This is a genomic window from Herbaspirillum sp. GW821-FHT09A12 (assembly GCF_059418325.1).
Window position 1 is genome coordinate 61,940 of the sequence record NZ_JBWKPR010000008.1, and the last position, 21,327, is coordinate 83,266.

At 64.7% G+C, this 21,327-nt stretch carries 18 protein-coding genes; 7 read left to right on the forward strand and 11 right to left on the reverse strand.

Features of this window, described 5'->3' with window-relative positions:
- Positions 1 to 27: 27 nt before the first annotated feature.
- The 3 genes from AC07N6_RS16840 to AC07N6_RS16850 all read right to left on the reverse strand — a co-directional run bounded on the left by AC07N6_RS16840 (position 28) and on the right by AC07N6_RS16850 (position 4,303).
- The gene (locus AC07N6_RS16840; RefSeq protein WP_494782669.1) at positions 28 to 1,305 is read right to left on the reverse strand and encodes an MFS transporter; all 1,278 of its coding nucleotides are present in this window, start codon (positions 1,303 to 1,305) and stop codon (positions 28 to 30) included.
- Between the two features lie 385 nt (positions 1,306 to 1,690).
- Positions 1,691 to 2,914, reverse strand: coding sequence for an ABC transporter substrate-binding protein (locus tag AC07N6_RS16845; protein ID WP_494782668.1), 1,224 nt, complete (start codon positions 2,912 to 2,914; stop codon positions 1,691 to 1,693).
- A 96-nt stretch (positions 2,915 to 3,010) separates the two neighbouring features.
- Complete coding sequence (locus AC07N6_RS16850) at positions 3,011 to 4,303, reverse strand: hydroxymethylglutaryl-CoA reductase, degradative (RefSeq protein WP_494782667.1); 1,293 nt, start codon at positions 4,301 to 4,303, stop codon at positions 3,011 to 3,013.
- Between the two features lie 177 nt (positions 4,304 to 4,480).
- Between AC07N6_RS16850 and AC07N6_RS16855 the strand changes: the two genes are divergently transcribed.
- Complete coding sequence (locus AC07N6_RS16855) at positions 4,481 to 5,923, forward strand: aminotransferase-like domain-containing protein (RefSeq protein ID WP_494782666.1); 1,443 nt, start codon at positions 4,481 to 4,483, stop codon at positions 5,921 to 5,923.
- Here the strand turns inward: AC07N6_RS16855 and AC07N6_RS16860 are convergent.
- Positions 5,903 to 6,136: a hypothetical protein gene (locus AC07N6_RS16860; RefSeq protein WP_494782665.1), complete on the reverse strand. Its 234-nt coding sequence runs from the start codon at positions 6,134 to 6,136 to the stop codon at positions 5,903 to 5,905. The two genes, AC07N6_RS16855 and AC07N6_RS16860, sit on opposite strands and share 21 nt — an antisense overlap.
- On the opposite strand from AC07N6_RS16860, the gene AC07N6_RS16865 reads away from it, so the two are divergent.
- On the forward strand, positions 6,135 to 7,751 hold the full coding sequence (locus tag AC07N6_RS16865) for a methyl-accepting chemotaxis protein (RefSeq protein WP_494782664.1): 1,617 nt from the start codon (positions 6,135 to 6,137) through the stop codon (positions 7,749 to 7,751). The two genes, AC07N6_RS16860 and AC07N6_RS16865, sit on opposite strands and share 2 nt — an antisense overlap.
- A gap of 79 nt (positions 7,752 to 7,830) precedes the next feature.
- Here AC07N6_RS16865 and AC07N6_RS16870 read toward each other — a convergent pair whose 3' ends face one another.
- From AC07N6_RS16870 to AC07N6_RS16885, 4 genes are all read right to left on the reverse strand, one after another.
- Positions 7,831 to 9,312, reverse strand: coding sequence for a sensor histidine kinase (locus AC07N6_RS16870; RefSeq protein WP_494782663.1), 1,482 nt, complete (start codon positions 9,310 to 9,312; stop codon positions 7,831 to 7,833).
- Positions 9,299 to 9,985 carry a response regulator transcription factor gene (locus tag AC07N6_RS16875; RefSeq protein WP_494782726.1) on the reverse strand — a complete coding sequence of 229 codons (687 nt, stop codon included), beginning with the start codon at positions 9,983 to 9,985 and terminating at the stop codon, positions 9,299 to 9,301. The genes AC07N6_RS16870 and AC07N6_RS16875 overlap by 14 nt, the downstream gene beginning before the upstream one ends.
- Before the next feature lie 4 nt (positions 9,986 to 9,989).
- On the reverse strand, positions 9,990 to 10,805 hold the full coding sequence (locus AC07N6_RS16880) for a MipA/OmpV family protein (RefSeq protein ID WP_494782662.1): 816 nt from the start codon (positions 10,803 to 10,805) through the stop codon (positions 9,990 to 9,992).
- Positions 10,806 to 10,916: 111 nt separating this feature from the next.
- On the reverse strand, positions 10,917 to 11,825 hold the full coding sequence (locus AC07N6_RS16885; RefSeq protein WP_494782661.1) for a LysR family transcriptional regulator: 909 nt from the start codon (positions 11,823 to 11,825) through the stop codon (positions 10,917 to 10,919).
- 207 nt (positions 11,826 to 12,032) lie between these two features.
- Between AC07N6_RS16885 and aceB the strand changes: the two genes are divergently transcribed.
- On the forward strand, positions 12,033 to 13,619 hold the full coding sequence (gene aceB, locus AC07N6_RS16890) for a malate synthase A (protein WP_494782660.1): 1,587 nt from the start codon (positions 12,033 to 12,035) through the stop codon (positions 13,617 to 13,619).
- Between the two features lie 232 nt (positions 13,620 to 13,851).
- Here aceB and AC07N6_RS16895 read toward each other — a convergent pair whose 3' ends face one another.
- The 3 genes from AC07N6_RS16895 to ispD form a co-directional block, all read right to left on the reverse strand.
- Positions 13,852 to 14,058 (reverse strand): cold-shock protein, encoded by a 207-nt coding sequence (locus AC07N6_RS16895; protein WP_050468323.1) that lies wholly within the window; start codon positions 14,056 to 14,058, stop codon positions 13,852 to 13,854.
- Between the two features lie 306 nt (positions 14,059 to 14,364).
- Positions 14,365 to 14,865, reverse strand: coding sequence for a 2-C-methyl-D-erythritol 2,4-cyclodiphosphate synthase (gene ispF, locus AC07N6_RS16900; protein WP_494782659.1), 501 nt, complete (start codon positions 14,863 to 14,865; stop codon positions 14,365 to 14,367).
- Positions 14,866 to 14,870: 5 nt separating this feature from the next.
- Positions 14,871 to 15,605 (reverse strand): 2-C-methyl-D-erythritol 4-phosphate cytidylyltransferase, encoded by a 735-nt coding sequence (gene ispD, locus AC07N6_RS16905; protein WP_494782658.1) that lies wholly within the window; start codon positions 15,603 to 15,605, stop codon positions 14,871 to 14,873.
- 152 nt (positions 15,606 to 15,757) lie between these two features.
- Between ispD and mfd the strand changes: the two genes are divergently transcribed.
- The 4 genes from mfd (at position 15,758) to AC07N6_RS16925 (ending at position 21,065) form a co-directional block, all read left to right on the forward strand.
- The gene (gene mfd, locus AC07N6_RS16910; RefSeq protein ID WP_494782657.1) at positions 15,758 to 19,204 is read left to right on the forward strand and encodes a transcription-repair coupling factor; all 3,447 of its coding nucleotides are present in this window, start codon (positions 15,758 to 15,760) and stop codon (positions 19,202 to 19,204) included.
- A 70-nt stretch (positions 19,205 to 19,274) separates the two neighbouring features.
- The gene (gene serB, locus AC07N6_RS16915) at positions 19,275 to 20,132 is read left to right on the forward strand and encodes a phosphoserine phosphatase SerB (protein ID WP_494782656.1); all 858 of its coding nucleotides are present in this window, start codon (positions 19,275 to 19,277) and stop codon (positions 20,130 to 20,132) included.
- Between the two features lie 62 nt (positions 20,133 to 20,194).
- Complete coding sequence (locus AC07N6_RS16920) at positions 20,195 to 20,557, forward strand: DUF4870 family protein (protein WP_494782655.1); 363 nt, start codon at positions 20,195 to 20,197, stop codon at positions 20,555 to 20,557.
- A gap of 52 nt (positions 20,558 to 20,609) precedes the next feature.
- Complete coding sequence (locus AC07N6_RS16925; protein ID WP_494782654.1) at positions 20,610 to 21,065, forward strand: MaoC family dehydratase; 456 nt, start codon at positions 20,610 to 20,612, stop codon at positions 21,063 to 21,065.
- The last annotated feature ends 262 nt before the right edge of the window (positions 21,066 to 21,327 follow it).

Genomic DNA, 21,327 nt, shown 5'->3' on the forward strand with positions numbered 1-21,327 from the left:
GGTGAACTCCCGGCAATCAGACCCGGTTCATGATGCCGCCCGCGCGGTTGCCGCTGCCGCCGCGCGCGCCTGCACATCCCGGTCCAGCCGCCACACCAGCACCGACGCCGCCAGCGTGGTGCCGACGATCACATAACCCACCACATCGAAGTTGGCCAGGCGGCCGTCGGCGCCCAGCGTGACGATGTGGCCGGCCACTACCGAGGCGATGCCGCCCGACAATTGCTGGATCGACGCGCTGATGGCGTTGAACGAGCCGCGCTGGTTGGGCGAGGGCACTGTCGACACCAGCGCCTGGAAGGGGATCATGCGCGAGAAGATGCCCAGGAACAGCACCGCGTTGACCACGATGATCACCGGCACCGTGACCGGGCCGAGGTGGGTATAGACCAGCACCATGACGATCGACAGGGCGGCGCCGAACAGGAACACGCGGAACTTGCCGACGCGGTCGGCGGCGCGGCCGATCAGCGGGCCGAAGCCGATGGTGCAGATGCCGGTGACCATGTAGACCGTCGGCAGGTGGTGCAGGTCGATGCCGAGGTTGCCGACCAGGTAGGCGCTGGAGAACGGCATCAGCATGAAGCCGCCGGTCATCAGCAGCGCGGTGGTGGCGAAGGCGATCAGGTAGCGCGGTTCCGTCACGGTGTGGAACAGGTGCATCGAGGCGCTGTGTTCCTGTTTCAGCTTCAGGTGCTCGGCCACCGGTTGCATCTTCCACATCACGGCGATGCCGCCGAGCAGGCCCAGCGCCGCCATGGCGATGAAGGGCACATGCCAGTTCCAGCTGTTGGACAGGTACAGGCCGATCGGGATGCCCAGCACCTGGCTGGCGGCGAAGGCGGTCTGGATCAGGCCCATCACGCGGCCGCGCAGTTGCAGCGGGAACAGGTCGGTGGCGATGGCCAGTACGATGGAACCGATCACGCCGCCGAACAGGCCGGTGACGATGCGCGCCGCCAGCAGGCTTTCAAAGCTCTGCGCCAGCCCGCACCACAGCGTGCCGAGCACGAAACCGGCGTAGAAGAACAGCAGCAGGCGCTTGCGGTCGAAGCGGTCGGCGAAGCCGGCCGTCAGCAAGCCGGAGATGCCGGCCGAAAAGGCATAGGCCGAGACCACCAGGCCGAACTGCTGGGCGCTGATCTTCATGTCGGGCATGATCACGGCGCCCAGCGGCGACATCAGCATGAAGTCGAGGATCACGGCGAACTGCAGGAAGGCCAGCAGGCCGACCACGATTTTCTGGTAAGGCGTGAATTTGCCGGGCGTGGATGCGACGGCGCTGTTGTTGTCTTTGTTATTCAAATGAGTTCCTTGGCTTTTTATTGGCTATTGGCGATGGCCGCGCGTGCGCGCCCGCGCGGATGGCGCGGGCGGCGAAGATGTTGCGTGCGCGTTTGCATGCCGGAGGCGGCAGCAGTGAAGACGAAACAGGGCCGGGAATATTGTGCCGGGATCGTTGGAGGGACGGCGGACGAGCGGCAGCGGTGCGGCGGACAGCAAGAGTATGCCTAAGCGGCGCGTTGCGCAAGCTTCAGATGCTGACGCGGGGCTGACGCTGTGGCTGCCTGTGCACGCGGCGGGGGGAGGGGCGGTTGCGGTGCAAAAGATCCGGTCGTCCCGGCGCAGGCCGGGACCCGGTGACGTTCATCGTGCGTCGTGCGTCGAAGAACGCCGGTTCAGGTTCAGATCATGGTTTGAGCAAACTGCACTTGGACTCCGCCACGCTGGTGAACGCCTGTTCGCCGGGGATGGTTTCCAGCAGCTTCAGGTAATCCCACGGCTTTTTCGATTCGGACGGCGACTTCACCTGGTACAGGTACATGTCGTGGATGTTGCGGCCGTCGGCGCGGATGTAGCCCTTGTTATAGAAGTCGTCGATCTTGGTTTTCTTGAGTTCGGCCATGACCCTGGTCGAGTCGTCGGTGCCGGCGGCGGCCACGGCCTTCAGGTAGGTGGTGGTCGCGGAATAGGCCGCGGCCTGGTGCGTGCTCGGCATCTTCTTCATCTTCTGGTAGAAGCGCTGGGCGAACTTGCGCGAGGGCTCGTCCTTGTCCCAGTACCAGCTGTCGGTCATCATCAGGCCCTCGGCATTGGCCAGGCCCAGCGCGTGGATGTCGTTGATCACCATCAGCAGGCCGACCAGTTTCATGTTCTTGGTGACGCCGAATTCCTTGGCGGCCTTGATCGAGTTGACGGTATCTTCGCCGGCGTTGGCCAGCCCCAGGATTTGCGCCTTGGAGGCCTGCGCCTGCAGCATGAAGGACGACAGGTCGGAGGACTGCGGCGGGTGCTTGACCGAACCTACCACCGTGCCGCCGTTGGCCTTGACCACGGCGCTGGTGTCGTTGGCCAGCGAGTGGCCGAAAGCATAGTCGGCCACCAGGAAGAACCAGGTCTTGCCGCCTTGCCTGATCACGGCCTGGCCGGTGCCCTTGGCCAGCGCCACGGTGTCGTATTCATAGTGCACGGTGTAGGGCGTGCATTCCTCGTTGGTCAGGCGCGCGGTGCCGGCGCCGATGTTGATGTAGACGCGCTTCTTCTCCGCCATCACCTTGTTCATCGACAGCGCGGTGGCCGAGTTGACGCCGCCGATCAGCATGTCCAGGCCGCGCTCGTCGGCCCATTCGCGCGCGCGGGTGGCGGCGATGTCGGCCTTGTTCTGGTGGTCGGCCGACATGATCTCGATCGGCTTGCCCAGCACCTTGCCGCCGTAGTCGGCCACCGCCATGCGGATCGCTTCCAGGCCGCCGGCGCCGTCGGTATCGGCATAGGGGCCGGACATGTCGGTGATGAAGCCGATGCGCACGGCATCGTTGGATACCTGCGCTTGCGCGGCGCTACAGGCCGCGGTCACGGCGAGCGTGCAAGCCAGCAGGCGCAGCGATCGGCCGCGTGGGGTGGACTGGTTCATGGTGCTGTCTCCTTGGGTTTTCATCGGCCGCCTTGGGGCGGCTCGTGGGGGATGTCTCGGGTTGGCTTGCCTGGTTGGCTGACTGCATTGGCAGGCTTATTGCCCGCGCTTTTGCGCCAGCAGTTGCGCGGCATAGTCGACGCGCACATCGTGCCTGGCCACCATCTGCTGTACCAGCCAATCCATCTCTTCCGGCCTGGCGCCGGCCGCCAGCGCGATATTGCGCGCATGCAGCGCCATGTGGCCGCGCTGGATGCCTTCGGTGGCCAGCGCGCGCAGCGCCGCCATGTTCTGCGCCAGGCCCACGGCCACGGCCACCTCGGCCAGCTCTTGCGCGCTTTGCACCTTGAGGATCTTGAGCGCCGCGCGCGCCGCTGGATGGGTCTTGGTGGCGCCGCCCACCAGGCCGACCGGCATCGGGATTTCCAGCGTGCCGACCAGGTCGCCGTCGGCGGCGATCTCCCAGTGCGTCAGCGACGTGTAATGGCCGTCGCGGCTGGCGTAGGCATGCGCGCCGGCTTCCACCGCGCGCCAGTCGTTGCCGGTGGCGACGATCACCGGGTCGATGCCGTTCATGATGCCCTTGTTATGCGTGGCCGCGCGGTAGGGATCCACGGCGGCGAACTCATAGGCGTCGACGATGCCGTTGATCACTTCCTCGCCGCTGTAGTGTTCCGTGCCCAGCACCTTGGCCGAGACTTTCACGCGCGCCCGTGCCAGGCGCAGGTCGGCCAGGTTGGAGAGGATGCGCAGGCGCACCTTGCCGCCGGTGACCTGCTCGATATGCGGGGCCACCGCCTCGGCCATGGTGTTGACGGTATTGGCGCCCATCGCGTCGCGCACGTCGACGATCAGGTGGGTGACCACCATGGCGCCGCGCCGCGTGTTCGGGAAGACATGCACTTCGATGTCGCGGCAGCCGCCGCCGAGCTGGTTCAACAACTGGTCGCGGCTGTTGGCGATATCGATGATGGCCTGGCGCTCCTTGAGGATGGCCAGGCGCGCGCCGTGCGGATCGCCGATGCCGATCAGCTGGATCTGGGCGCGCATCAGCGGCGCGCTGCTGGAGGTCTGGAAACCGCCGCATTCACGGATCAGTTTGGCCATGAAGGAGGCGGCGGCCACCACCGAAGGTTCTTCCACCGCCATCGGCACCAGCACGTCGCGCCCGTTCAACTGGAAATAGCCGGCCACGCCCAGCGGCAGCTGGAAGGTGCCGACCACGTTTTCGATCATGCCGTTGGCGGTGGCCAGCGGCAGCGCGCCGGCGTCCGACAGCAGCGCCTGGTCGGCGGCGTCGAGGCCGGCCAGGCGGGCCACTTCGGCCAGGCGCTGTTCAGGCGCAAGGGAACGGAAGCCGGGCAGGCGGGAATCGATGGCAGTGCTCATGGGTGTGCGTCTCTCTTTATGTTTTGCGCTTGACCGGGAAGGTCGCGGGGCGGCCGGATTTGGAGCAGAATACCAGCGTGTACCAATATGAATGGATACAGTTTGGGCCAACAGTGCTGCAACTGTACCCAAGACAATCGCTTTGCGGCGCAACAAGAAAAATCACCGGAAGAGACCATGGCCACAGAAAACCGCAACCCCCGCACCTTGACCGGCAAGCTGGTACAACTGATCCGCCAGCAGATCGGGGAGGGCATCTATCCGCCCGGCAGCCGGTTGCCGTCGATCCGCGAGATGGCGGCGCGGCACGACTGCGCCAAGAACACCATCGTCAATGTCTTCGACGAGCTCACCGCGCTGGGCGTGGCCGAACCGCGCCGTGGTTCCGGCTTCTTCGTTTGCGCGGCGCCGCCGCCGGTCAAGGAGGATGACGAGGGCTCGCTGAGCCGGGCGATGGATGTGGTGTGGCTGATGCGCGAGCAGTTGAAGAGCGACCCCGGCCACCTGCGCCTGGGCGACGGCTTTCCGCCGGTGGATTGGTTGAACGATGTGCGCCTGGACAAGTTCCACCAGAAAGTGGTGCGCACCGGCATTGGCGCGCTGTTCGGCTACGGCAGCCGCTTCGGCTACCTGCCGCTGCGCCAGCACCTGTCGCACAAGCTGGCGCAGCACGGCATTGAGGCGGCCACCGGGCAGATCGTGCTGACCCACGGTGCCAACCAGGCGCTGGACATCGTGATCCGCAATTTCATCCGCCCCGGCGAGCGCGTGCTGGTGGATGAGCCGGGCTACTACATGTTGTACGGCAAACTGAAACTGTCCGGCGCGCGCATCGTCGGCATTCCGCGCCTGGCCGACGGGCCGGATGTGGCGGCGCTGGAGCGCGAACTGAAGCAGCCGGGCAAGCCGCCGCTGTTCTTCACGCAATCGCTGGCGCACAATCCGACCGCCTCCGACACCTCGCCGCACAAGGCGCACACGATCCTGCAACTGGCCGACCGCTACAACGCCATCATCGTCGAGAACGATGCCTTCGCCGACTTCAAGCCGGCCACCGCCGCGCGCATCTCGACGCTGGACCAACTGCGCCGCACGATCTATATCGGCAGCTTCTCCAAGTCGGTGTCGGCGGCGTTGCGGGTGGGCTTCATCGCCTGCCACCGGGATCTCGCCAGCGACCTGGCCGATATCAAGATGCTGGTGCATGTGAGCAGTTCCGAATACTGCGAGCGCACGCTGGATGTGATCCTCTCCGACGGCCACTTCAGCCGCCACACCGCGCGCCTGCGCGACCGCCTCACGCAGGCCACCGAGCATGCCATCCACCTGCTGCAACAGCTCGGCGCGGAACTGTTTTGCACGCCGCAGCAATCGATGTACCTGTGGGCGCGCTTTGCGCAATTCGAGGATGCCAAGCAATTGGCGCAAGGGCTGATGGCGCGCAATATCGTGCTGGCGCCGGGCAGCATCTTCCGTCTCGACACCGAGGAAACGGTGGCCTGGTCGCGCTTTAATGTGGGCTTGCTGGGGGATGAGCGCTTCCGGCGTGCGATGCCCGAATTGCTGGGGGAATACGCAGGCGGCGAGCTTGGCAGAATTTCAATCAATCCCGCCGCATGAATGCATTGTTGCAGCCGATTTGATCCATTTGCGAAGTAGAGGCGCAATCCGCGTTTGTTCTGCGCTTAGCTTGCTTGTTCCAGCACAGGCGGCGTGCCATAGTGCAACATGGCTGCCGGGATATTCGGCAGCGCTACACAAGAGAAAAAAGAACAAAACGCAAACAACTAAAAATGCATCGGCGCTGGCGCTGGCATTTGGGACGGAAGACATGACTATCCTCGGCAACATGAAAATCGGCAAACGCCTCACGGCCGGCTTTTCCCTGATCCTCGCTTTTTCCATCATCATCGCCGGCATCGGCGTCTGGCGCCTGCAGAACGTAGCGGCCGCCACGCGGGAGATGATGAACACGCCGCTGATGACGGAGCGCCTGATTGCCGACTGGTATGCCAACCTCGTCGGCGGCGTCCGTCGCACCATCGCCATCGCCAAGAGCAACGATCCCGCGCTGGGCCCGTATTTTGCCGAAGAGGCGGCGGCATCGTCCAAGAGTTCGGGCGAGTACCAGAAGAAGGTCGAGGCGCTGCTCAGTTCGCCGCAAGAGAAAGCCCTGTTCCAGAAGATCGGCGAATACCGCAAGGTCTACCTTTCTTCGCGCGACGAGATCAACAAGGCCAAGGCGGCGGGCGATGTGGACGAGGCGACGCGCATCCTTGACAAGGTGTTCGTGCCGGTTTCGGTCGCTTATCAGGACACCATGCGCCAGTTGATGGAAGTGCAGCGCAAGGAAATCGACGACACCGCCAAGGAAATCGATGCCATCGCCGACAAGAGCCGCACCCTGATCATCGCGCTGGAAGGCCTGATCCTGCTGCTGGGCATCTTCTGCGCACGCATCCTGACGCTGGGCATCACCCGTCCGCTGGATACCGCCGTCAGCATCTCGCGCCGCGTGGCCGAAGGCGACCTCTCCAGCGATGTGACGGTGAAGTCCAGGGACGAGACCGGCCAATTGCTGCAGTCGCTCAAGGACATGAACCACAGCTTGCGCGGTATCGTCAGCAACGTGCGCAGCGGCACCGATACGATCACCACGGCGTCGGCCGAAATAGCGGCGGGCAACCTCGACCTGTCCTCGCGCACCGAAGAGCAGGCCAGCTCGCTGGAAGAAACCGCATCGGCGATGGAAGAACTGATCTCCACCGTGCGCCAGAACGCCGACAATGCGCGCCAGGCCAGCCAATTGGCGGTGTCCGCCTCGGCCGTGGCGGAGCAGGGCGGCGGCGTGGTGAGCCAGGTGGTCGATACCATGGGCGCGATCAACGCGTCGTCCCGGAAGATCGTGGACATCATCAGCGTGATTGACGGCATCGCTTTCCAGACCAACATCCTGGCGTTGAACGCGGCGGTGGAAGCGGCGCGCGCCGGCGAGCAGGGGCGCGGCTTCGCGGTGGTGGCGTCGGAGGTGCGCTCGCTGGCGCAGCGCTCGGCATCGGCCGCCAAGGAAATCAAGGAGCTGATCAACGACTCGGTGGAAAAGGTCGGCAACGGCAGCCGCCTGGTCGAGCAGGCCGGCGCCACCATGAACGAGGTCGTCAACAGCGTGCGGCGCGTGACCGACATCGTGTCCGAGATCAGCGCCGCCAGCGCCGAGCAGACCAACGGCATCGAGCAGGTCAACCATGCCATCACGCAGATGGACCAGGTTACGCAACAGAACGCGGCGCTGGTGGAGCAGGCCGCGGCGGCGGCGGCTTCGATGCAGAACCAGGCCGATACTTTGGCGCGCCTGGTCAGCGTGTTTACGCTGCAGCCGGGCGAGCAGCCGGCGCGGCGCGAGATCGATATCACGCCGACGGCGGCGCAACTGGCGTCCCGGCGTTGAGCGGAGCAAACCAGGCATAACAAGCGCGAGCGTTATGGCGCGCAGGCGGCACGCCGCAATTTGATTGGCCCTGTCTCCCTCAGGGCGGCAGGAGATCGCCTGTGCGGCCAGGGGCCGGATGCGGCGCGGCGCCGGCATCGCTCATGGATGGCGTTGCGGCCGCCATTGCCATTGTTATCTCCGGCTGGAAGCGCAATTCGAATACCGCGCCCGGATGGGCATTGCCGGCTTCCAGGCGCCAGCCATGCGCCTTGGCGATTTCGGCGCAGATCGACAGGCCGAGGCCGGCGCCTTCGTCGCGCCGGTGCGGCCCGCGCCAGAAACGCTCGAACAGGTGCGGCATGGCCTCGGGCGCAATCCCTGCACCTTCGTCCCGCACCGAGAGGCTGAACTGGTCGGCATGGACGCTGACGATGCCGCCGGGCCCGGAGTGGCAGATCGCGTTTTCCAGCAGGTTCTTCACCAGCACCGACAAGGCGCCGGCATCGGCGCGGATGGGTTCGCCGAGGCGGGCCCCGGGCGCCGTGGAGACGATGCGCACCTGCCGTTGCTGCGCCAGTCTTTCCAGCTGCGCACAGGCTTGCGCCAGCACGTCGGCGGGATGGGTGTCGACCATCGCATAGTTGTGCGGTTCGCTGGCCTCGGCCAGGTGCAGCAACTGATGCACATGGCGCGCCATCTGGTCGATGTCCTGCAGCAGCATGCGGCGGTCGCCCAGGTCGCCCAGCTCGATCTGGCCGCGCATCAGCGCCAGCGGCGTCTTCAGTTCGTGGGCGGCGGTGGCGAGGAATTCGCGCTGGCGGCTGTAGCCTTCTTCGATCCGATCCAGCGCCAGGTTGAAGGCGCCGAACAGCGGCGCCAGTTCGCGCGGCACGCCCTCCAGCGACAGCCGGGTCGAGAGCTTGTCGGGATGGATGTCGGCGGCGGCCGCGGCGGCCAGGCGCAGCGGCTTGAGCAGGTGGTGCAGGGTGATCACCACGATCAGGGAAAACAGCGCCATGCCGACGATGGCGGCGATGATGGTGAGCGAGCGCACGCGCTGGCTATTGACGTCCAGCGAGATGCGCTGCAGCCGCTCGCTGCGCATGACCTGCACATAGATCGGGCGGCCCCGGTGCTCGATGGCCTGGGTGATGACCTGCAGTTTCTCGCCGTCCTGCACCAGGTTCAGGCGCTGGCGCGCGGGGTCGAAGGCGCTGCCCGGCAGCGCATAGGCCGATGCGGCGCCGTCGGAGGCCAGCAGTACCGTGCCGTGCTCGTCCAGCACGCGATAGACGCAATCCTTCTGCAGTACTTTGTAGGCGGTTCCCAGCCGGTTATCGATGATGACCTGGGAGGGGCGGCCGGCGGCATCGAACTGCAGGCCGTCGATGACGCGCTCGGCGTTGCTTTCCAGGGCGTGGTCCATCATCAGTTCCGGGCCCCAGCGCAGCACGGCGGCGATGGCGCCGACCACGGCGGCGCCGGCCAGCGCCAGCACGATGGCGGTCACGCCCAGCAGGCGCAGCGACAGGCTGCGCGCGCGCGGCGGACAGGCGCAACGGGCTTCAGGCGCTGCCATGGGTGTGCTTCAAGGCATAGCCCAACCCGCGCTGGTTGGCGATCTGCATCTGCGAGTCGATGCCGTTGAGCTTGCGCCGCAGGCGATGCAGCGCCACGTCGAGCGCATTGGGCGTGACCGGCTCGGCGATGCCCCAGGCGGCCGCTTCCAGCGCCGTGCGCCGTACCGTGGCGCCGGCCGCGCGCACCAGCATGAGCATCATCTGCAGTTCGGCGGCCGATAGCGAGATCGACTCCTCGCCGCAGGTCATGCGGCTTTCCACCGGATCGAGGCATACATCGCCATGCGCGGGCGCCAGGGCTTGCTGGCGCGGCGGACGGCGCATCAGGGCGCGCACGCGCGCCACCAGTTCTTCCATCGAGAAGGGTTTGGGCAGGTAGTCGTCGGCGCCGGCCTCCAGCCCGGCGATGCGGTCGTGCAGGGCATCGCGCGCGGTCAGCATCAGGCAGGGCGTGTCGACCTGGCGCGCGCGCAGGCGCCGCACCAGTTCCAGGCCGTCGCCGTCGGGCAGGTTGCGGTCCACCACCAGCGCCGGATAGCTGATGCGCGAGAGCCCCAGCGAGGCTTGCGAGATCGACCCGTAGACGTCGGTCTCGATGCCTGCCGCCGCAAGCGCCTTGACCACCAGCGCGGCCATGCGCTCATGGTCTTCCAGCAAGGCGATGCGGTTCATCATGTCAGAAACGGTACAGGTAGCCGGCGCGCACGCCGGCCGCGCTGGAGCGGTCGACCAGCGGGCTGTCGGTGATGCCGCTGCCGTAGCGGGTCACAGACACGTCGAGGAACAGCGACTGCGACGGCGTCAGGCTGTAGCCGGTGCGCAGGCCGCCCACCAGGTTGGCGGTCGAGCTGCCCTGGTAGGCCGCGCGCTGGGCGGTGGCTTCGTTTTGCCGCACGCCGAAGTAATAGTCCACGTAGTCGCTGCTCATCCAGTTGATCCCGAGATAGGGCGCCAGCGTGAAGCTGCCGGCCTTGAATTGATGTTCGGCACGCAGTTTGAGGGTTTGGCCGCCGCTGTTGCCGGAGGCGTCGGTCAGCCATTCCAGCGAGAGGTCGGCGTACGGGTTGCGCCAGGCCGCATGGGCGCCGACCCAGAAGCTGCCCTTGCGTTTTTCCATGCCGTTGAGGATGGGCGCGTCGCTGCCGTCATAGCCATCGTCGGCGTACTTGGCGCGCAAGGTAAAGCCGACCGGCCCGAGCGCGCCCAGCTTGAGGTCGGCGGTAGTGCCCATGAACTGGAAATAGCGGCTATTGTACATAACCATGGGCAGTGCCCGGGTCTTGTTGCCGTAGCCGCGATAAGGGCTTTGCTCGGTGCCGGCGGCCAGGCCCAGCGCCCATTGGGCGGCTTGCGGATCCTGCTGCGATGAAGCGGATGACGGGGTGGGTGAAGGGGCGGGCGAAGGGGCGCTTTCCTGGGCATGGGCGGCTTGCAGCATCAGGACGGCGGCGACGCCGCTCAGCAGGGAAAGGCGGGAAGGCAGGACTGGCATGGTGCAGACTCCGTTTCGGGATAGGGGAAATGACAGCGGATCATGTCCCAGGGAGTCTTACCGGATACTTACTTGCATTGCAGCATCGGCGGCCCGGCCGGCCGGGCCCGGTCAGCCGGCCTGTTTCCAGTAGTCCGGTTGCGCATAGGCATGCCGCAAAAAGTCGACGAAGGCGCGGATGCGCAGCGGCAGGTGGCGGCGCTGGGCGAACACGGCGTAGATGGACGGGGCGGGGGCGGCGAACTTGTCGAGCACCGTGACCAGTTGGCCGGCCTCGATGGCGGCGCCGACTTCCCACATCGAGCGCCAGGCCAGGCCTTTGCCGTTGAGCGCCCAGTTGTGCAGCACCTCGCCATCGTTGCAGACCATGTTGCCGCCTACCTTGAACACGCTGACCTTCCCGGATTGCTTGAGCGTCCAGCCGCGCTGGCTGCCTTCGCTGCTGATGGCCAGGCAATTGTGGCGCGCCAGTTCGTCGGGCGTTTGCGGCGTGCCGTGGCGGCGCAGGTAGGCGGGCGCGGCGACGATCACGCGGTCGTTGTCGGCCAGCTTGATGCTGACCAGGTTGGAGTCGGTCAGGGTGGCGATGCGGATGGCGACATCGATGCCTTCGCCGATGACGTCGGCGATGCGGTCGTTGAGGTTCAAGGTGAGCGTGACATCGCGATGCTCGGCCAGGAAGGACGGCACCAGCGGCGCCACGTGCTGGCGGCCGAAGCCGGCCGGGGCCGAGATCAGCAGGTCGCCGCTGGCGCGCGCGCTGCGTTCGGAGACCGCCGATTCCGCGTCTTCCAGGTCGGCCAGGATGCGCTGGCAATCTTCCAGGAAGGCGGCGCCTTCGTTGGTCAGCACGATCTTGCGCGTCGTGCGTTGCAGCAGCTTGACGCCCAGCCGTTCTTCCAGCGCATCGAGCCGGCGGCCGATCATGGCGGGGGCGATGCCTTCGGCGCGGGCCGCGGCCGACAGGCTGCCTTTGGCGATGACGTCGACGAAGGTGGAGATCTGCTTGAACTGGTCCATGGCGAGGCCTCAAAACGGGTTGCAGCGATTATCGGTTCACTTGTGACTAAAACGCAAAGATAAATTGATAAAACGTGCCACTCATATCGATTTGGTTTAAATATACTGCGTACATAACATTCCTGATGCAATGCAGCTAAAGGGCTGCCCATCAGGCACAATCAGACACGATTCAAACGTTTTTCTTTTCTTTTTGAGGAGTCCAGCATGACGCAATTGAAGCTGCCCGCCGGCATGGAAATTTCCGGCGCAATCAAGCCGGGTTACGAGAACATCCTGACCTTCGAAGCCCTGTCGCTGGTTGCCAAGCTGTCGCGCGCCTTCGAAGCCCGCCGCCAGGAACTGCTGGCCGCGCGCGTGGAGCGCGTCAAGCGCCTGGACGCCGGCGAGCGTCCGGACTTCCTGCCGGAAACCGCCAGCATCCGCACTGGCGACTGGAAGATCGCCCCGATCCCCGAGGCGCTGAAGTGCCGCCGTGTGGAAATCACCGGCCCGGTCGAGCGCAAGATGGTCATCAATGCCTTCAACTCGGGCGCCGACAGCTACATGACCGACTTCGAGGATTCCAACTCGCCGGTATGGGACAACCAGGTCAGCGGCCAGATCAACCTGTTCGACGCCATCCGCCGCACCATCTCGCTGGAGTCCAACGGCAAGAGCTACAAGTTGAACGACAAGATCGCCACGCTGGTGGTGCGTCCGCGCGGCTGGCACCTGGACGAGAAGCACGTCACCATCGACGGCAAGCGCATCTCCGGCGGCATCTTCGATTTCGCGCTGTTCCTGTTCCATAACGCCAAGGAACAGCTGGCGCGCGGCGCCGGCCCGTACTTCTACCTGCCGAAGATGGAATCGCACCTGGAAGCGCGCCTGTGGAACGACATCTTCGTGCTGGCGCAAAACGAGATCGGCCTGCCGCAGGGCACCATCAAGGCCACCGTGCTGATCGAGACCATCACCGCCGCCTTCGAGATGGAAGAAATCCTGTACGAGCTGCGCGAACACAGCGCGGGCCTGAACGCCGGCCGCTGGGACTACATCTTCTCCTGCATCAAGAAGTTCAAGAACGACAAGGACTTCTGCCTGGCCGACCGCGCCAAGGTCACCATGACCTCGCCGTTCATGCGCGCCTACGCGCTGCTGCTCCTGAAGACCTGCCACAAGCGCGGCGCCCCGGCCATCGGCGGCATGAGCGCGCTGATCCCGATCAAGAACGATCCGGAAAAGAACGCCATCGCCATGCAGGGCATCATCAACGACAAGCGCCGCGACGCCACCGACGGTTACGACGGCGGCTGGGTGGCGCACCCGGGCCTGGTCGAGCCATCGATGAAGGAATTCGTCGCGGTGCTGGGCGACAAGCCCAACCAGTTCGAGAAGCAGCGTCCGGATGTCGACGTCAAGGCGGCCGACCTGCTGAACTTCCAGCCGGAGACGCCGATCACCGAAGCCGGCCTGCGCTACAACATCAACGTCGGCATCCACTATCTGGGCGCCTGGCTGGCCGGCAACGGCTGCGTGCCGATCCACAACCTGATGGAAGATGCGGCCACCGCCGAAATCAGCCGCGCGCAGGTGTGGCAGTGGATCCGCAGCGCCAAGGGCAACCTGGAAGACGGCCGCAAGGTCAGCGCCGACATGGTGCGCGCAATGATCCCGGAAGAACTGGCCAAGGTGAAGGAAGTCGCCGGCAACGGCCCGACCTATGATCGCGCCGCCAAGATCTTCGAAGAAATGTCGACTTCGGCCACCTTCGCCGAATTCCTGACGTTGCCGCTGTACGAAGAGATCTGAGCCTCCTGAAGCGGCGCCGGCTCAGGCCGGTTTGCCGCGGTAATGAAAAATCCCCGCCTCTCGCAAGAGGGCGGGGATTTTGCATGGCTTGCCGCCGCGTCCGGTGCCCCGGGGACTGCCATCCGGCGCCGGTGCGATGGCTTGCGCACCTTGCCTGGGGCATGCGGGAGGGCCAAACAAGCAGACGAAAAAAATCCCCGACAAGTCGGGGATTTTTTATCTCAGCTGAAGCTTAAGCAACAGGCTGGATGTTCGAAGCTTGCTTGCCCTTCGGGCCAGTGGTCACTTCGAAGGAAACGCGTTGGTTTTCCTTCAGCGACTTGAAACCATTCGACTGAATAGCCGAGAAGTGCGCGAACAGATCTTCACCGCCTTCATCGGGGGTGATAAAACCAAAACCTTTTGCATCATTGAACCACTTGACGGTACCAGTTGCCATTACGGACTCCTAAATTAATTGATTGGGGCTGCTATGCCCGGCTCTTTATCGTTACTCGGGAGGAATGACAGCGAAGACCGCACTACCAGCTCGAATCCTAACGACGCGCTGATTATACTCATTAAATAGGGAATGCAAGCTATTTTCGGTAGCAAAGTTCAATTTAAATATTTAATTATTTTTGCTTGTACTTTAGTTTTCTATTCATGCCGAAAAACGGTGCGCAGAAATGCCCGGAATCCCTTTCCTGGTGCGGCTTTTAGCGTGTCCGTCATTGTCCTACGCGAATTTTCGAATTCGCACAATTCAATCATTTTTCTGATGGATCAGCACAACAGCTTCGGCCGCAATTCCTTCTTCACGGCCTAAATAACCCAATTTTTCGTTGGTTTTTGCCTTGATGTTGATTTGCTGGACAGAAATTCCCAGGTCGTCGGCCAGGTTTTTCACCATGGCGGGAATATGCGGCGCCATCTTCGGCGCCTGGGCGATGATGGTGGCGTCCACGTTGCCGATCGTATAACCGGCCGCGCCCAGGCGTTTGGCCGCTTCGCGCAGCAGGGCGCGCGAGTCGGCGCCCTTGAATTGCGCATCGGTGTCGGGGAAGTGGCGGCCGATGTCGCCCAGCGCGGCGGCGCCGAACAGGGCATCGGTAATGGCATGCAGCAGGGCGTCGGCGTCGGAGTGGCCGAGCAGGCCTTTCCGGTGGGGGATATCGACGCCGCCCAGGATCAGCGGGCGGCCTTCGACCAGCGCATGGCAATCGTAGCCCTGGCCGATGCGGAAGGGAAATGCGGTGGCGCTCATGGCGGTCAGCCTTTCAAAAAGAATTCGGCCAGCGCGGCGTCCTGCGCCAGCGTGACCTTGAGGTTGCGGGGACTGCCTTCCACCAGGCGCGGGCGCAGGCCCAGCATCTCGATGGCGCTGGCGTCGTCGGTGATGGCGCCGATGCGGCCTTGCTGCTCTGCTTGCCGCAAGGCCCGCCGCAGCAACGCGTAGCGGAACATCTGCGGCGTTTGCGCGGCCCACAGGCCGGCGCGCGGGACGGTTTCCTGCGAACGGCCGCCGGCGCCCTCGCGCTTGAGCGTGTCGACCACCGGCAGCGCCAGCAGGCCGCCCACCTCATCGTCGGCCAGCGCGTCGAGCAGGCGCTCGATCAGCTCGGCGTTCAGGCCCGGGCGCGCGGCGTCGTGCACCAGCACCCAGTCGGCGTCGCCGGCCACGTTGCGCATCTGGTTCAAGCCATTGAACACGCTTTCCTGCCGGGTGGCGCCGCCCACGCGCAGTACCGTGGCGCGTTGCGCCAGTTCGGGCGTGAGCAGTTCGTCGATCCAGCCGTCGTCGGCGCTGACCACCACGAAGGTATGGGCGATGCGCGCATGCGCGGCGAAGGTGTCCAGCGCATGGCGCAGCATCGGCTTGCCGGCCAGCGCCATGTATTGCTTGGGGGTAGCCGCGCCCATGCGAGCGCCGACGCCGGCGGCGGGGATCAGCGCGAAATGTTGCGGTTGCGCCAGGGCGGCGGTAGGGGAGGCCGGTCGGTTCATGTGATGCGGGGTGCCTGTACGGGCCGCGCGGCAGCCTGCGGCAAGGGCCATCGTTTATAATCGGAGGCTGAATTTTAATGCCAATCCTTCGCAAGCGGCCGGCATTTTGATCGCCTGAAACTGCCGGATCCGCTGAATCCCCGAACCCGCCGATGCCTTTCGACCTGAAAAAAAACCTTCCCAAGCCCGGCGTACGTTTTGTCCCGCCAGCAGCGCATGGTTCTGCCGACGCCTACCTGCTGGCGCAAGCGGCGCTGGCGCTGAAGGCCGAAGGCCGCATGCTGGCCGTGGTGGTGGCCGGCGCCACCGACGCCCAGCGCCTCCTGGCCGAGATCCCCTGGTTCCAGCCGGCCGGCGACGCGGCCGCCAAGCTGCGCTGCCATCTGCTGCCGGACTGGGAAACCCTGCCCTACGATGCCTTCTCGCCGCACCAGGATCTGGTGTCCGAGCGCCTGGCGACGCTGTATGAAGTGCAGTCGGGCCAGTGCGACCTGCTGATCGTGCCGGCGACCACCGCCTTGCTGCGCATGGCGCCGCCCGAATTCCTGGCGGCTTATACCTTCTTCTTCAAGCAGGGCGAGAAGCTGGATGAGGCCAGGCTCAAATCGCAGTTGACGCTGGCCGGCTACAGCCATGTCGGCCAGGTGATGTCGCCGGGCGAATATTCGGTGCGCGGCGGCCTGATCGATATCTTCCCGATGGGCTCGGTGCTGCCGTATCGCCTCGACCTGTTCGGCGACACGGTGGAAACCATCCGCACCTTCGATGCCGATACCCAGCGCTCGTTGTACCCGGTGCCGGAAGTGCGCCTGTTGCCCGGCCGCGAATTCCCGATGGATGAAGCGGCGCGCCTGGCCTTCCGCAACCGCTGGCGCGAGGTGTTCGAGGGCGACCCGTCGCGTTCGGCCATCTACAAGGACATCGGCAACGGCATCGCCTCGGCCGGCATCGAGTACTACCTGCCGCTGTTTTTCGAGCAGACCGCGACACTGTTCCAATACCTGCCGGCCGACGCCATGTTCGCCACGGTGGGCGACATCGAACAGGCCATCAAGCGCTTCTGGAGCGATACCCGCTCGCGCTGGCAGTTCCTGCACGCCGACCGCGAGCGTCCGGTGCTGGAGCCGAAAGCGATCTACCTCGATGACGAGGATTTCTTCACGCTGTTGAAACCCCATGCGCGCTGGATCGTCAAGACCGATGATGCGCCTTCCGAGCTGTCGGCGCCGCTGCCCAACATTGCCGTCAATCGCCGCGTCGACGATCCGCTGACCAACCTGCGTTCCTTCCTGCTGCAGACCGACAAGCGCGTGCTGATCTGCGCCGACAGCAATGGTCGCCGCGAGACGCTGCAGCAATATTTCGCCGAATACGATTTGCATCCCGCGCTGTGCGACGACTGGCAGGGTTTCCTGGCCAGCGGCGAAAGGCTGATGCTGGGCGTGGCGCCGCTGTATGCCGGCTTCGCCTTGCAGGACGAGGCGCTGGCCTTTGTCACCGAAGCTGAACTGTACGCCGGCAGCGGTCGCCGCGCGGGCCGCCGCAAGCAGCAGGCCGCGACCGAAGTCGAGCACATGGTGCGCGACCTGTCGGAGCTCAAGATCGGCGATCCGGTGGTGCACTCCAATCACGGCATCGGCCGCTACATGGGCCTGATCAGCATGGACCTGGGCGAGGGCGAGACCGAGTTCCTGCATCTCGAATACGCCAAGGAAACCAAGCTCTACGTGCCGGTATCGCAACTGCATGTGATTTCGCGCTATTCCGGCGCCTCGCCGGAAGACGCGCCATTGCACGCGCTGGGTTCCGGCCAGTGGGAAAAGGCCAAGCGCCGTGCTGCGCAGCAGGTGCGCGACACCGCCGCCGAGCTGCTCAACCTGTACGCGCGCCGCGCGCTGCGCCAGGGCCATGCCTTTGAATATTCCGCGCACGATTACGAAGCCTTCGCCGACAGTTTCGGGTTTGAAGAAACCGCCGACCAGGCCGCCGCCATCGACGCCGTGATCAAGGACATGACCGGCGGCAAGCCGATGGATCGCCTGATCTGCGGCGATGTCGGTTTCGGCAAGACCGAGGTGGCCTTGCGCGCGGCGTTCGTCGCCGTGATGGGCGGCAAGCAGGTGGCCATTCTTGCGCCCACCACGCTGTTGGCCGAACAGCATGCGCAAACCTTCGCCGACCGTTTCGCCAACTGGCCGGTGCGCATCGCCGAGCTGTCGCGTTTTCGTACCGGCAAGGAAGTCACGCAGGCGATCAAGGGGCTGGCCGACGGCACCATCGACATCGTCATCGGCACCCACAAGCTGCTGTCGGACGAGGTGAAGTTCTCGCGCCTGGGCCTGGTCATCATCGACGAGGAACACCGCTTCGGCGTGCGCCAGAAGGAGGCGCTCAAATCGCTGCGCGCCGAGGTCGACGTGCTCACGCTGACCGCCACGCCGATCCCGCGTACGCTGGGCATGGCGCTGGAAGGGCTGCGCGACTTTTCGGTGATCGCCACCGCGCCGCAAAAGCGGCTGGCGATCAAGACCTTCGTGCGCGGGGAGGGCGAATCGACCATCCGCGAAGCCTGCCTGCGCGAATTGAAGCGCGGCGGCCAGGTGTACTTCCTGCACAACGAGGTGGAAACCATCGGCAACCGCCGCGCCATGCTCGAAGCCCTGCTGCCGGAAGCGCGCATCGGCGTGGCCCACGGCCAGATGCACGAGCGCGACCTGGAAAAGGTGATGCGCGATTTCGTGGCGCAGCGCTTCAACATCCTGCTGTGCACCACCATCATCGAAACCGGCATCGACGTGCCGACCGCCAACACCATCATCATGCACCGCGCCGACAAGTTCGGCCTGGCGCAGCTGCACCAGTTGCGCGGCCGCGTCGGCCGCTCGCACCACCAGGCCTATGCCTACCTGCTGGTGCAGGATGTGCATGGCCTGACCAAGCTGGCGCAGCGCCGGCTGGAAGCGATCCAGCAGATGGAGGAACTGGGCAGCGGCTTCTACCTGGCCATGCATGACCTCGAAATCCGCGGCGCCGGCGAGGTGCTGGGCGACAACCAGTCGGGCGAGATCCACGAGATCGGTTTCCAGATGTACTCCGATATGCTCAATGAAGCGGTGCGCTCGCTGAAGAACGGCAAGGAACCCGACCTGGCCGCGCCGCTGTCATCCACCACCGAAATCAACCTGCACGTGCCGGCCTTGCTGCCCAACGATTATTGCGGCGACGTGCACGAGCGCCTGTCGCTGTACAAGCGTTTCGCCAATTGCGTCAAGCAGGACGCCATCGACGACCTGCAGGAAGAACTGATCGACCGCTTCGGCAAGCTGCCCGAGCCGGCGCGCGCGCTGGTGGAAACGCATCGCCTGCGCATCGCCGCCAAGCCGCTGGGCATCGTCAAGATCGACGCCCATTCCGAGGCCGCGCTGCTGCAGTTCATGCCCAATCCGCCGATCGACGCCATGCGCATCATCGAACTGGTGCAGAAGAACCGCCAGGTCAAGCTCAATGGCCAGGACAAGCTGCGCATCGCCGCCGCCATGCCGGACCTCAATGCGCGCGTGCAGCAGGTCAAGGCGACCATGAAGGCGCTGGCCGGGTGAGCGGGCAGGGCGGAACCTGCCCCGCAATCGAATGAATCCTTTATTTGACCTACTGAACCGATAACCAGACATGAACCTGATCCTGCAAGCATTCAAGAGCAATGCCACCGATATCAACGTCATCGCGGCGCTGGCCAGGGCGCAGCGCGTCGAGCCTGTCGACGGGCGCGTTCCCGATGTGCGGGCCTGGCGCTGCGTCGATGTGGACAGCGCCGCTGAGACCAGGGCCGCGGTCGATGCCGCCTGCCTGGCCGCGCAAGTGGACTATGCCTTCGTCGACCCGGCGCTCAGGCTGGCCGACTTCCGGCTGGTGGCGATGGATATGGATTCGACCCTGATTACCATCGAATGCATCGATGAGATCGCCGACATGCAGGGCCTGAAACCGCAAGTGGCGGAAATTACCGAAGCCGCCATGCGCGGCGAGATCGAGTTCAATGAGAGCCTGACGCGCCGCGTGGCGTTGCTCAAGGGACTGGATGCCGCCGCCCTGCAGCGTGTCTACGACGAGCGCCTGCAACTGTCGCCGGGTGCGGACAATATGCTCAAGGCGATCCAGGCGGCCGGTCTGAAGACGCTGCTGGTCTCCGGCGGCTTCACCTTCTTTACCGACCGCATGAAGACCCGCCTGGGCCTGGACTACACCCATTCGAACACGCTGGAAGTGGCGGACGGCAAGCTGACCGGCAAGGTGGTCGGCGGCATCGTCAATGCCGACGAGAAGCGGCTGACGGTGCAGCGCGTGTGCCGCGAGATCGGCGCCGACCCCTCGCAGGCGATTGTCATGGGCGATGGCGCCAACGATTTGAAGATGATGGACATCGCCGGCCTGTCGGTGGCGTTTCGCGCCAAGCCGGTGGTGCGCGCGCAGGCGGATGTGGGCTTGAATTTTGTCGGCCTGGATGGCATCTTGAACCTGCTTGGCTGAGCGCTGCGCGCCGGCGCGGATAATCGGCTTTTTTGCCGCAACCATCGCAAACGGGAGACCCGATGACGCAGGAACTGGTGTTCGACAACAAGACCCAATCGGCCAAGAGCCTGGCCTGGTGGCTGTATATCTTCCACGGCCTGTGCCTGGCGTTTTCGCTGGGCATGCTGTCGTGGCTGCCGCTGATCGTCAACTACGTCAAGCGCGAGGATGCGCTCGATACCTTCGTCTACAGCCACCACCGCTGGCAGATCCGCTCGTTCTGGTGGTATCTGTTCTGGATGTTCGCGGGCGGTCTGGTATGGATCACGGTGGTGGGCATTCCCCTGGCGATCCTGATCTGGACGCTGGCGTGGATCTGGAAAGCCTATCGGCTGATCAAGGGCTTCCTCGATCTGAACGACAACAAGCCCATGCCTGTTTGATCGCCTCGCCCAGGCGACGCGGCCCAGGACAAAACAAGGATACGACAGCAAGATGCGTGAAATTGCCACACTGGAAGAATTGAAATCGCTGGCCGGCCAGGAAGTGGCGACCAGCGACTGGATCGACGTGACGCAGGAACAGGTGAACCAGTTCGCCGATGCCACCGGCGACCATCAATGGATACACGTCGATGTCGAACGCGCGGCGCGCGAACTGCCGTTCGGCGGCACCGTGGCGCACGGTTTCCTTACCTTGGGGTTGTTGCCGCGCATGCTCGGCAATGCGCTCAGCCTGGGGCCGGACGTCAAGATGCTGCTCAACTACGGCTTGAACCGCGTGCGTTTTCCGGCTCCCTTGCCGGTGGGGCGGAGGGTGCGCGGCATCATCGTGCTGGAGTCGGTCGAGGATGTCCCCGGCGGCGCCCAACTGACCTGGGAGATCACCGTCGAATGCGAGGGTTCGGAAAAGCCGGTCTGCGTGGCGCAATTTCTGGTGCGCCGTTATTGATGCCGCTATTGATGCTGCTATCGGTGCCGGCACCGGCAGGCGGCGCGGATAAACCTGCAAATGGCCACGATGCCTGCGGTCGATTTGTTGGCATACAACATCGGATGAGGCCGGTCCGGATGATTTCCTTTCAAGTCCTGTTGCGATGATGCTAATGTAAATGCAGTTTGTAAGGACGTCTGGCGGCGCTGGCCTGGGGAGGCCGCCACTGCCGGACGATCGCGCGGCAGCTTGTCCTCGCCGCGCCGTTTGCGCAAGATTC